This is a genomic window from Peptacetobacter hiranonis (assembly GCF_008151785.1).
Taxonomy (GTDB): Bacteria; Bacillota; Clostridia; order Peptostreptococcales; family Peptostreptococcaceae; genus Peptacetobacter; species Peptacetobacter hiranonis.
This window is the reverse complement of record NZ_CP036523.1, coordinates 1,785,451-1,798,296: the sequence shown is the minus strand read 5'-3', so window position 1 is coordinate 1,798,296 and position 12,846 is coordinate 1,785,451. Positions and strand designations below refer to the sequence as shown.

Here is a 12,846-nt window from a genome sequence, read left to right as displayed (position 1 = left end):
TCATAAAACCTCTTGACTATGGTATTATACCATAGTTTATCATTTTAGATAAGAAGAGAGGAGAGTATATAAAATGGATTCGAAATTGTTATCAAATGAAAACATGAGCTTAAAGGCAAAATTTTTAAGGTATATGATACCTTCAGTTGTATCTATGTGGGTGTTCTCGCTTTATACAATGGTCGATGGTATATTCGTTGCAAGAGGAGTAGGGGAAACAGCACTTGCAGCTGTGAATATCTCAATGCCTTTTGTAAACTTTATATTCGCATTATCACTGATGTTCTCAACAGGGGCATCTACAATAATAGCTGTATATCTTGGTAAAAAAGATATAGATTCAGCTAATAAAATATTTACTATGAATACAGTAGTAATAATAATATTCTCATTATTAATAATGGGCGGAGTTTTATTAAATTTAGAAAAAGTAGCTACAATGCTAGGTGCTACTGCTTCAACTATGGATTATGTAAAACACTATCTTGGAATAATAGTACTATTTAATGGATTTTTTATGGTATCTTATTCGCTTGAAGTAATTATAAAAACAGATGGATTCCCAATTTTAGCAACTTGTGGAGTTATAATATCAGCAATTAGTAATGTTGTACTTGATTACTTATTTATAATGGTATTCCATTGGGGTGTAATGGGTGCAGCAATTGCAACAGGTTTATCACAGGTATTTTCTACAGTGTTCTTCTTAGTTCACTTCTTTAGAAAAAATTCAACACTTAATTTCTCAAGATTTAAGTTTGATTTCCCAGAATTTAAGAAAATAGCATTTATAGGTATACCAGACTCAACAACAGAACTTAGTTGCGGTATAGTAGTAATGCTTTTCAACTTAAACATAATAAAATACATAGGTGAACAGGGTGTAGTTTATTACAGTATTATAAACTATGTAAACACATTGGTACTTATGACAATGATGGGTATAGCACAGGGTATGCAGCCATTAGTAAGTTATTACTTTGGAGCAGAGAACTCTACTAATATGAAGAAACTATTCAAAATGTCTGCTATAGCAGGTGTAATAGCATCGGCAGCATTTGTTGTAATATGTCACCTTATACCAGACTTTATAGTAGGATTATTCATAGATCCAACAGAAACAGCAATATTCACAGAAGCTATAAGAGTGCTTCAGATTTATTCTTACGCATTTGCATTTATGGGAATAAACGTAATAGTTTCAGCATTCTTCGTATCAGTTGAAAGACCAGGAATAGCAGCAGTAGTATCTCTTGGAAGAGGTTTCTTCTTAATATTAGCAGCATTATACTTAATGATAGCTATACTTGGTGGAGAAGGAATATGGTACTCTGCAATACTAGCAGAAGGAACTTGTATGATAACAGCAATAGTTCTATACAAGACAAAAATAAAGGCAGTTTACAAGGATATGAAATCACCTAAAGTAAAAAAAGAAAAATTAAATGAATGTTATTAAATATAACTATGAAATCAATATAAGGCAGCAAACACCTCTAAAAAAATAACCAATGACATAAAAACAAAAAACTGTTAGAATAGAAAAAGTATAAAGACTAAATTATTAATAATTTTAATACCATTAGAAAATATTGGAGGTGTTTGTTTGGCTAAAAAGAAATTTTACGCAGTTAGAAAAGGTTATAAAACTGGTGTGTTTTTAACTTGGACTGAATGTAGCAAACAGATAAGTGGATTTAAAGGGGCGGAGTTTAAAAGCTTTCCAACTATGGAAGAAGCGGAAAACTTTGTTAACGGAATAAAAAAAGAAATAAAAGTTGATGAAAATACAATAGAAGCATATGTCGATGGAAGCTATGAGCATTCAATTAAAAAATATGGCTCTGGTGTGGTTGTACTAAAAAATAGAGAAGTTATACATACAGAAAGCTTTGGTGGAAACGATGAAGAATATCTAAGTATGAGAAATGTAGCAGGGGAAATTAAAGCTTCTGAGTACGCTATGAACTACTGTATAGAAAATAATATTCCAAAGTTGGTAATATATTTTGATTATCAGGGAATAGAAAAGTGGTGTACAGGAGAATGGAAAGCTAACAAAAAAGGAACTATAGAGTATAGAGATTATTACAACTCTATAAAAGATAGATTAGATGTTAGTTTCGTAAAAGTAGCAGCTCATACCGGCGACAAATATAATGAGATGGCAGATCAACTTGCCAAAGACGGATTAAATAAGTAAAACAAAAAGGATGTAAATAATATCTGTATTAAAAGACATTATTTACATCCTTTTTTATATTGAGGATTTCAAACTTAAAATAGTTGATATCTTATTAAACTAATTCAATTTATTTTATGCAACGAAGTATTACATTGTAAAGTACTAAACCTGCAACAAAGTTAATAACTACTGCTGGTATAACAACTGATATGAAAAGAACGCTAAATCCTACAGGTAGTCCAACTATATACTGAGCAGCAAGTAAGAATATAGATCCACTTACAAGTGTACCTAGCGGGAATAAGAATATAGAAACTATTTTACCTGCTTTTTTCATATCCATTTTTCTTAAGAAAGGTATGCTATACATTATGTAAACTAGTAAGTATGCAAAGTTTACAGATATTATTTTATCTATAACATTAGGAAGCTGTCCACCAGGGAATTTAGTTGTAAGTGCTGTAAATACACCAGTAACTATTCCTGCTAATAAGCAGCTTTTATAATCATTTCTATTTATTAAAACTACTATAAACATTGTAAGTAGTGCGAAGTCTGGCTGCATAGGAAGTCCTAGAGCAGGTGTAATCTGATGAAGTATAAGACCTATTGCAAGAAGTATTGAGTTTAGAACCATTTTTCTTGTATTCACTTTTGTTGTTGTATTTGCTGTTGTATTTGCTATTGCTTTCATTGTATTTTCCTCCAAGTATTTTAAATTTATTATTCTGCCATTCTGATTCGATATTATCTTCTAGTAAAGTTCATACCATAGTTTACACCTCCTTTTCCGTAAAATAAAAAAACTTCGCCCTATATATAGGACGAAGTATTAATTCGCGTTGCCACCTAAATTCGTATATCTTGTAAAATTATACAAGAAATACATCTCTGTAAGAATACTAACATATTCTGTGTGTTGTAACGTACACCAAACGCCGGAGTCTACTTTAAAAATATTTCAATCCGGTTCTCTAAGGCCCATTCACTATTTTCCTTCTTGCTGACTCTCACCAACGTCAACTCTCTGTATTGAACCTAAAAACAGTTACTCTTCCTCGTCAAAGAATTTACTGAAAATTTATTATTTTTAACTTGTATTAATCATAATCTAAAAAAAAGATTCTGTCAATAATTATTTTTGAATTTTTTGAAATATGATACAAAAAAGAGAAATAATTCTTTTTAAAAAAGGGAAAATACAAATTATATAGAATATATATAACTAAGTAATAAAATAAAAACTAAAAAATATTAAATGAAAAAGGAGTGTCTTTCGATGTTCAGAGATATGAGAAGAGTTGATAGAGATAAAGGAAGTTTAGCAGGGATAGAAATATTAAAAAATTCAGATGTGAGTTTTTTATCTACAATATCTGTAGATAATGGGTATCCGTATGCGGTTCCGATGAACCACGTATTCTTAGACGGAAATATATACTATCATTGTTCAAAAAAAGGACATAAAATCGACAACATAAATGAAAATAGCAAAGTTTGTGTAAGTGCAGTTTCAGATTACGAATTTGTACCGGATAAATTTACTGTTGGATACAAAAGTGTAGTAGTATTTGGAAATGCGTCTATAGTTGAAGATGAGGAAGAGAAAAGAAAGGTATTAAAAGAAGTAATAAAAACATATTCAACAGATTATATAGAAGATGGAAATGAATATATAGAAAAACTTTTCAAAATAACAGATATAATAAAAGTTGTACCAGAAAAAATATCAGGAAAAGCGTCTAAAGAATAGATGAATATTGTGAAAGTTATTGCAAATAGTCGTTTTTTTTGCTATAGTTAAATTATGTTATGTAAATTAAAATATATGTAGTAAATACAATGGAGGTGAGTTCTTGAAAAAGTCAGGTTCAATAGTTAAAATAATAAAAAGAAGTTTAAAAAAAATACTAAAATATACAGCTATGTCATTTATAATATGTTATGCTTCAGCTGTTGTATTAAGAGTAATGAATGCTTTTTTAGGTGCTAATACTCCGGACTTTTGGTGGTACTTTGTACCAGCTACTTTAGTAGCTCTTGCTTTAAGTGGACTTATGGTATTAGCTAATTTTGATAAAGTATTTAGAAAACCTACTAAAAAGAAAGCAGTTGCGAAACAGAAGGTTCGCAGAAAGAGCGCTCCTGCAGTATCTACACCAGAAAGAGAATACAGAAGAAAAGTATCATAGTATTAAAGACATATATTATAAATACCAGATATTTATTTGCTCGTAAAATGCAATTGTATATATAAAAATAAACACAGTTGTTACTGTGTTTTATTTTTTTTATGGATATAACTTGAAAATTAGATTATTTTATAGATTGTTTATAAAAGGGGAAGTTTTATGAAAATTGATGGATGGGTAAATGATTCGGGTGAAAAAGAACCGGATTATAAAAAAAGGAAAAAACAAAAGAAAAAGAGAAATCTACCCAGTTTTGAAAATTTAAGTAAATTTAACATTATAAAGCTTGTTGTTGCGATACTGTTAGTGTTTGCAATATGGAATCATTTTAGATACCATTCTGAAATAAATCATATGATGGATTATATAGAGTCAAGACAGTATGCTATAGCAATAGACTATTATTCTTCTTTGGAAAAAGAGTTTTCAGAAGGAAAAATGGATAGATTTAATGCCAAGCTTTCTAAAAAGATAAATAAATTTTTAGAAAATACAGGAGATGATTTTTTCAAAGGAAGTATATCAAAGGAAAAATTTACTGGATTTGTAAACATGGTAAATTCTCTGGATAAAATAACTGTAAAAAGTGAGAAGTTATTAGAACAGTGTAAAAAGGCTGCAGATATGTACAGTGATGGAAGTATAGATTATGAAACAGCAAAATCGTTTGTAGATACGATATCAGCATTACAAGGGATGGAAGTAGGAACAGAGGAATATAGACAAGAAATTGAATTTATATACGACTCTAGAATGCTCTATGAACAAGGATATGAATATCAAAAGAAATTTCAGTATTCAAAGGCAATAGAAAACTATGAAAAAGTACTTGAAAAAGATAAAAAGTACTATAAAAAAGCCGAAGAAAATAAAAAAGAATGCATAGAAAAGATGTATGATTATTATATTCAAGAAGCAGCTTTAGCTGCGAAAGATGGAAATTATCAGGTTGCAACAGAGTATATGGAATATGTAAAGAAATATTACCCTGATGATGAAAAAGTAGAAAAAATATTAAAACATTATCAGAAAAAACTAGCGGAGTATACTTTAGGATCAGATGATATTAAAAATATATACTGTAAAGCGGCTGATATAGAGCCAGAAGGAATAACAGTAAGTCCACTTCCGCAAATGGTGAATGGAGAAAAATACTACTATGCGGAAATACTTAAAGATGGCAAGAGAATAAATGAAGTTCTTATAAATGCAGAAAATAAAAAAATGTATTTATACAAGGATGGAGAACGATCATATGAGAATATTGACCATGCTCGTTTCTTTAGATTAAATACAAATGGAGAAATTGAGTTTGCTATTTCAAAAAAAGATGCAACAGAAAATTTAAAAAATGAATTAGAAAAAAAGAAAAGGGTATATAAAAAATTGGAAGAAATAGAATCTGATAAGGCAGAAAGATATTCTAAAAGTGATAAGAAAATAAGTGAAATGCTAAATAAGAAGGAGAATACATATTTCTTCTTTATAGGTAATAAAGGGTTCTTAAGAGGTAAAGACTTGTACTGCGTAGATATGTACAGTGGTGCAGTGTACTCTTTCGAAAATAATAAACTAGTTCTTATATAATATGGGAGAATAGAATTAGTAAAATAGGTATTTAACTAATTCAGAGGTAAATGGATGTACTCTGAAAATAAACAAAAAGGAGAGGTTTGATGTCGAAAAAAATAAAAGTAGCATTAATAGCCTTATTGGTTGTTGTTCTGGGAGCAGTAGGTTTTATGTTTTCAAAAGTAAAAAGTAATAAAATAGCTGAAAACGTAATTGTAAATGGGATAAATATTGGAGGAATGACAAAAGAAGAGGCAAAAAATAAAATAAAAGTATTTGATACTAATGAATTTACCTTAAAAAGTGAAGAAAGAAGTTGGAAGCTTAATTTAGATGAGCTAAACTTTGAATACGATATAGATAAGACAGTTGAAAATGCATATGATGTAGATAGAAAAGGAAATATATTCTCTAATATGTTTGATATGGCAAAATCTATGTTAGGTCATGAAACTAATGTGCGTGTAGCTATAAAATACGACGAAGATAAAGCAAAAGAGCAGCTTGATAAAATAAGAAAAGAAGTTGATAGAGAAAAAGAAAATGCAAAAATAAACACAGATAATGACAAGATAACTATAGTTCCAGAAAAGAATGGAGTAGTCCTTAATGAAGCTGAAACAAATAAGGCTATTGAAAAGCGGTTATCTGCCAATAAATTTAAAGCTGAGGCTGTTGTTAAGCTTGATGAACCTAAGATAAAGAAATCTGATCTTGAAGGTATGGACAAGGCACTTGGAACATCTGTAACTACATTTAAAAATAATTACAACAGAACTGAAAATATAAAAATAGCAACAAATGCATCAAGTGGAGTAATTCTAAAACCAGGACAGGAATATTCTTTTAACGCTATAGTTGGGAAAAGAAATAAAGCCAATGGATATAAGAGTGCACCTGTAATAGTTCAGGGAGAAATGCAGGAAGATTTAGGTGGTGGAGTATGTCAGGTATCATCTACTCTATATAATGCAGCGTTAAAATCAGGAATGGAAATTGTTAATGTAAAGAATCATACAATACCTTCTTCTTATGTTGGAATGGGAAGAGATGCTACTGTTACAGACAGTGGAATAGATTTTATATTTAAAAATCCATATAAACACAATGTATATATTCAGAACTATGTAACAGGTGGCTCAATAGTATGTCAGGTATTTGGAAGTAAGGCAGATGAGCAGAATATAGAAATACAGACTAAGACAATATCAGTTTCACAGGCTACACCTCAGAAGGTAGAAAAAAGTGATTTACCAGCTGGGAAAGAAGAAGTAGATAAAGCTAGTAGAAATGGATATGTTGTTGAAACATACAGAATATACAAAGATAAAGATGGAAAACAAATTAAAAAAGAAAAAATAGCAACATCAAGTTATCCAAAACAGAATGGAGTTATATTTGTAGGAACTGCTCCTGTAGAGGAAAAACCAGAAGAACCACAGAATCCTGGCGAAAATAACTCAGGAAATAATGGTGGAGGAGAAACTCAAAAACCAGATGGAAATGCAGGAAATTCAGGAAATAATGCGGGTGGAGATGCTCAAAAACCAGAAGCAGCTCCAAAAGAAGTTAAAGAAAATAATAAAAACTAAATAAAAAATCAAAGGGGTTGTTGAAAAGTTTTGACAACCTCTTTCTTTTTGTTTGAATAAATATAATAATAGTATTAAGAAATTAATTTCGAGGTGAGAATATGAAAAGATACAAAGAAGTTGTAGAAAAACAAAAATATTTCTTTAAACGAGGAAATACCATTGAAATAAATTATAGAAAAAAATATTTAATAAAACTAAAAGAAGCTGTGTATAAATACGAAGAAAAAATATTATACGCACTGAAGTTAGATTTAGGTAAATCTGAATTTGAGGGGTATGAAACAGAGCTAGGTATAGTAAAAAGTGAGTTAAAAAATACTATAAATAATCTAGAAAAATGGTCAAAACCTAAAAAGGTTAGAGCTTCTATTATTAACCCATTCTCTAACAATAGAATATACAACCAGCCATATGGTGTAAGTCTTATATTATCTCCTTGGAATTATCCATTTCAATTAGCGCTAATGCCACTTATAGGGAGTATAGCAGCGGGAAATACTGGTATATTAAAGCTTTCAGAAATATCTCCATTTACATCTGGAGTGGTTAGAGAAATAGTTGAAGAAGTATTTGATGAGGAATATGTTGCTGTATTTTCTGGTGAAGCGGAAGAGGCAATAAATTTAATTGAATCCGATATTGATTTTATATTCTATACAGGAAATCCTAAAATAGGAGCATCTGTTGCAGAATCAGCTGGTAGAAGGTTGATACCTTGTGTATTAGAACTTGGTGGAAAAAGCCCTTGTATAGTTGATAGGAAGGCAGATTTAGATAATGCAGCTAAAAAAATAGTGTGGGGAAAATTTATGAATGCAGGTCAGACATGTGTTGCGCCAGACTATATAATAGCTGATAGACTAGTATTTTTAGAATTAAGAGATAAACTAATACATTATATTAATGAGTTTTATGGAGAAAATCCAATTGAGTCAGATGACTATCCTAAGATAATAAATAGAAAAAACTTTGATAGGGTTTTAAATCTAATTGAAGGTAAAAAACTTATATTTGGTGGAAAATATGATGAGGAAAGTTTAAAAATAGAGCCAACTATATTAGAGGTATCTAATACAGATGAAAAAATAATGCAAGAGGAAATATTTGGGCCTATAATTCCAATTGTTGTATATAAGAATAAAAATGAAATATTTGAAATAATAGAAAAAAATAAAAATCCTCTGGCTTTATACTTATTTACAGATGATAAGCCATTTGAAAAAGAGATAATTGAAAAGGTATCTTTTGGAGGTGGATGTGTAAACGATACAATAATTCACTGTACATCAGATGGACTACCATTTGGGGGAATCGGTAGAAGTGGACTTGGAAATTATCATGGAAAGGCTAGTTTTGATGCATTTAGTCATAAAAAGTCTGTTGTAAAATCTAAAAAATTTGCGGATATAAGTATGAAATATCCACCGTTTAATGAAAAGAAACTAAACTTAATAAAAAAAGTGTTTAATATACTGTAATATTTAGCAAAAGAAAAAGAATACAATGTTGTAATTAATATATCTTTGACTATTGTATACAATATGTGGTATTTTAGTTGAGGGGAAAGGAGGAATGATTAATGAAAGTATTTAATCAGTTAGCAATCATTCTAGGAATTTGGGCAGTAGGAGAGTATATAAGCTCTATGATATCTGGTTTTGTTTTAATTCCAGGAAGTATAGTTGGTATGATTCTGTTATTTTTAATGCTTCAGTTTAAAATTATAAGCATAGAGAGCATAGATAGTATATCTGGTTTCTTTTTAGATAATATGGCATTATTTTTCGTACCAGCTGGAGTATCGCTTATAAAATCTATGGATCTTATAAAGCAAAATATAATACTTCTAGTTTTAGCGATATTTGTAACTACAGTGATAGTTATGTGGTGCACAGGAATCGTGGTAGAGATAATGATGAAAAGAAAGGAAAAGAAATCTAATGTATGATATAACACAGACGCCGATATTTGGACTTCTATTGACTATAATTTTTTATAATCTTGGAAGATATATTCAGCGTAAAACAGGAAATCCTATATTTAATCCGCTATTAATAGCAATTATATGTATAATAGCGTTTTTAAGTATTACAAAAATACCTTATGAGGCGTATAAGATAGGTGGAGATAGTATAAACTTCTTCCTATCACCAGTAACAGTTGTACTAGCTGTACCACTTTATAAGCAGTTTGAATTATTTAAAGAAAATATGATAGAAATAATAATCGGTATAACAGCCGGAGTTTTAGTGTCTTTTGTATCTATAAAGATCCTAGGAGGAGCTTTAAATGCAGATTCATCTCTTTTAAACTCTTTAATACCAAAATCAATAACTACTCCAATGGGAATATCTCTTACAAATTCTCTTGGTGGAGTAGAAGCTATAACAGTTGTTGCAATAATTTGTACAGGAATATTAGGAGCAATAATATCTCCACTAGTATTTAAAATAGGTGGAATTAAGCATCCTATAGCTAGAGGAATAGCTCTTGGTACGGCATCACATGCACTTGGAACAACAAAAGCCATAGAAATGGGTGAGGTTGAAGGTGCTATGAGTGGATTATCAATAGGAATATCGGGAACACTTACAGTCATATTGATTCCTATTTTAATAAAATTCTTATAAAATTTGTATGAGTATTGCTGTAAAATAGAAAAATAAAAATTTTTTTAGGAAGAAAAATAAAAAATTTTTAAGATAATTAAATTTACCTTCAATTTATAAAATTGAAAAGTTGTTAGAAATAATTTCAATAAAACTATATAACAACAAAAATAAGGGCGAAAAATTGCAAGATGTGAAAAATAAAATTCATTAACTTAATAAAAAAATATAAATTATGTAATAAATAAAGTAAGAAATGCTCTTATTGCTAAAAAAGTATAGATTTTTTAGACTAGACAATAAAAAAAATTTGATTATAATATATATGTGAAGTCAGGAAAGACTGATTTATAGTAAATTATTAGTAGAAAATTATTAAATTGAGGGAATTGAAGGGAGAAAAAAATGAGTGAAGTAAAAGATACTCTAAAAGAGCATCCTAGTTTGAGATTTTTAACGATGATAGTAGGAATGTTGATAACATCTATAGGAGTAAATGGATTTTTAAGACCTGCTGGACTTCTTAGTGGTGGAGCTACAGGTATATCAACTGCAATAAACTACCTTACAGGGATGAATATAGGGTTCTTAACATTTGTAGTAAATATACCAGTATTTATACTTGGGTTTATATATCTTGAAAAAGAATTCTGTATATTGAGTCTTATTAATATGGCGATATTTTCATTTTTATTAGGTGTAACATCTGATATATCACAGTTTATACCAATAAATGATATGATTCTTCAGGCTATATACGGTGGATTATTATCAGGGGCAGGAGTTGGTCTTGTATTTAGAGCAAGAGCATCTACTGGTGGTACAGATATAATAGCTGCTATTTTAAAGGTTAAAAAGAATATAGAAATAAAAGATACTGCTATGGCAATAAATGCTGTAATAGTATTTATAGGAAGTTTCTTATTTGGATTAGATTTAGCGCTTTATACATTAATAGATATATTTATGAATGCAACAGCAATGAACTTCGTAAAAGATGCGATGAACTCACAAAAAGCTGTCATGGTTGTATCTGATAAAGCTGAAGAAATCTCTGAAATAATAATGAAAAAATTAGTAAGAGGTGTTACATTCCTTGAAGCGGAAGGTGCATATACTCATCAGAAGAAAAAGATAATATACACTATAGTTTCTACAAGTGAAATTCCTCAGATAAAAGAAATTTCTCTTAGTTGCGATAATAAGGCCTTTATTTCAGTAAATGATATTACAGAAGTAAAAGGTCGAGGATTCAAAGCGAAGGATCTTTAATAAAAATAAATATTTTGGAAATAAAAATCCTCATGTTAAAAACGTGAGGATTTATTTTTTTGCTTTTATATATAAGAATTTAGTATTATAATAATATAAGAAAGTAATTTAAATAATATAATAAAGACGTTTTACTTTGGAGGGGAAAGTTATGAATCTACCTAGAAGATATAAAGAAATATTTAATAGATATAATAGAGAAATCGCAATTGTCGAAAAAAAAGTTAGAAATTTTGAAATAAAAAGAGAAAAGCTAATAAGAAGAGAAGAATATGCAACCGACTTTGAAGTTAATGAAATAGAAATGCGGAGAAGGGCATATGAAGAAGAAGAGGAAATAGAAAAAGAATACTTTAAAAAATCAGAGTTTTATATAGATAAAGAAGATAACGTACAAGAAGAGGTATATGAAGAAGTAGATATAGATGTAGATGATGACTATGGTATGAATGCTGAAGATGTAGTAAAGGCATTGAGTCTTTTAAAGGATGAATCTCAGGATGAGTTCTGGGGTGATATAGATATATTGGATAATGATTCAGATGAGGAAATAGAGTACGACGAAGAACTTTTAGATGATGATCTACTTTATTTAGATGATTTAGATAATAATATAGAAAATAATAATGAAGAAGAATATGATGACTACGATGAATATGATGATGAGCTTGAAGACGAGAGAGAATATGGTATGGATATGGAAATAGATGCGTATACTCCTAATCCAGATGGAAAAAATGTAAAACCTGTAGAAAGAATTTATGAATTTTCAAATGGAGATATATACATTGGAAAAATGATAAATAATAAAATGCATGGAATGGGAAATTATATTTTCTATTCTGAGAGAGAAACAAAAAATGAATACGTTGGAGAGTTTAAAAATAATAATAGAGAAGGAAAAGGTGTTTATAAGTTCTCAAATGGAGATGAATACACAGGTAATTTCAAAAGAGAAATGGCAAATGGTATAGGTAGAATGATATATAACAGTGGTTCTGAGTATCTTGGAGAATGGAAAGACAGTAGAAAAGATGGCTATGGATTCTACCAGTGGAAAGATGGAGATATGTATATAGGTGAATTTAAACAAGGAAAATTCAATGGAAGAGGAAGCTGCTTTGACAGAAGTGGTAAGCTAGTATATGAAGGCCAGTGGGTAAATAATGTAATAAATGGTAAAGGAAGATTTATCTGGGAAGATGGAAAGAGCTATGAAGGAGACTTCAAGGATGGTAGAAAACATGGAGAAGGAACTTTCTATGATGAGGATGGAGATATTCTATATAGTGGAACTTGGGAAAATGATAAACCTATAATATTTGGAATGTCTTTTGATGAAGTTTTCTCAGGTAGAGAATAAATAACAAAAATAAAAAATGTTAAATATGCTAGAAATAGGGAATTTATTAAATATAGGT

Annotated in this window: 12 protein-coding genes and 1 other annotated feature; of the genes, 11 read left to right on the top strand and 1 reads right to left on the bottom strand. The window is 29.5% G+C overall.

The window, feature by feature from the left end; genetic code table 11:
- The first annotated feature begins 73 nt into the window (after window positions 1-73).
- Together KGNDJEFE_RS08475 and KGNDJEFE_RS08470 are read left to right on the top strand one after the other, a co-directional pair.
- Complete coding sequence (locus KGNDJEFE_RS08475) at window positions 74-1,459, top strand: MATE family efflux transporter (RefSeq protein ID WP_006439131.1); 1,386 nt, start codon at window positions 74-76, stop codon at window positions 1,457-1,459.
- Window positions 1,460-1,606: 147 nt separating this feature from the next.
- Window positions 1,607-2,203 (top strand): ribonuclease H1 domain-containing protein, encoded by a 597-nt coding sequence (locus KGNDJEFE_RS08470; RefSeq protein WP_006439132.1) that lies wholly within the window; start codon window positions 1,607-1,609, stop codon window positions 2,201-2,203.
- A gap of 109 nt (window positions 2,204-2,312) precedes the next feature.
- Here the strand turns inward: KGNDJEFE_RS08470 and KGNDJEFE_RS08465 are convergent, their stop codons facing one another.
- The gene (locus tag KGNDJEFE_RS08465) at window positions 2,313-2,879 is read right to left on the bottom strand and encodes a tryptophan transporter (RefSeq protein WP_006439133.1); all 567 of its coding nucleotides are present in this window, start codon (window positions 2,877-2,879) and stop codon (window positions 2,313-2,315) included.
- A 123-nt stretch (window positions 2,880-3,002) separates the two neighbouring features.
- Window positions 3,003-3,259 (bottom strand) — a binding site (T-box leader).
- Window positions 3,260-3,464: 205 nt separating this feature from the next.
- On the opposite strand from KGNDJEFE_RS08465, the gene KGNDJEFE_RS08460 reads away from it, so the two are divergent.
- The 9 genes from KGNDJEFE_RS08460 (at window position 3,465) to KGNDJEFE_RS08420 (ending at window position 12,788) form a co-directional block, all read left to right on the top strand.
- Entirely contained in the window at window positions 3,465-3,938 is a 474-nt protein-coding gene (locus tag KGNDJEFE_RS08460) for a pyridoxamine 5'-phosphate oxidase family protein (protein WP_040410207.1), read from the top strand.
- A 103-nt stretch (window positions 3,939-4,041) separates the two neighbouring features.
- A complete protein-coding gene (locus KGNDJEFE_RS08455) occupies window positions 4,042-4,377 on the top strand; it encodes a hypothetical protein (protein ID WP_006439135.1) in 336 nt (111 codons plus the stop codon).
- Between the two features lie 159 nt (window positions 4,378-4,536).
- On the top strand, window positions 4,537-5,964 hold the full coding sequence (locus KGNDJEFE_RS08450; protein ID WP_006439136.1) for a hypothetical protein: 1,428 nt from the start codon (window positions 4,537-4,539) through the stop codon (window positions 5,962-5,964).
- Window positions 5,965-6,053: 89 nt separating this feature from the next.
- The gene (locus tag KGNDJEFE_RS08445; RefSeq protein WP_006439137.1) at window positions 6,054-7,541 is read left to right on the top strand and encodes a VanW family protein; all 1,488 of its coding nucleotides are present in this window, start codon (window positions 6,054-6,056) and stop codon (window positions 7,539-7,541) included.
- Between the two features lie 101 nt (window positions 7,542-7,642).
- Window positions 7,643-9,022, top strand: a complete 1,380-nt coding sequence (locus KGNDJEFE_RS08440) for an aldehyde dehydrogenase family protein (protein ID WP_006439138.1) — start codon at window positions 7,643-7,645, stop codon at window positions 9,020-9,022.
- A 101-nt stretch (window positions 9,023-9,123) separates the two neighbouring features.
- The gene (locus KGNDJEFE_RS08435) at window positions 9,124-9,492 is read left to right on the top strand and encodes a CidA/LrgA family protein (protein WP_006439139.1); all 369 of its coding nucleotides are present in this window, start codon (window positions 9,124-9,126) and stop codon (window positions 9,490-9,492) included.
- Entirely contained in the window at window positions 9,485-10,174 is a 690-nt protein-coding gene (locus tag KGNDJEFE_RS08430) for an LrgB family protein (protein ID WP_006439140.1), read from the top strand. Before KGNDJEFE_RS08435 ends, KGNDJEFE_RS08430 begins: the two co-directional genes overlap by 8 nt.
- Window positions 10,175-10,558: 384 nt before the next feature.
- On the top strand, window positions 10,559-11,425 hold the full coding sequence (locus KGNDJEFE_RS08425; protein ID WP_006439141.1) for a YitT family protein: 867 nt from the start codon (window positions 10,559-10,561) through the stop codon (window positions 11,423-11,425).
- A gap of 151 nt (window positions 11,426-11,576) precedes the next feature.
- Window positions 11,577-12,788 (top strand): MORN repeat-containing protein, encoded by a 1,212-nt coding sequence (locus KGNDJEFE_RS08420; protein WP_050754629.1) that lies wholly within the window; start codon window positions 11,577-11,579, stop codon window positions 12,786-12,788.
- The last annotated feature ends 58 nt before the right edge of the window (window positions 12,789-12,846 follow it).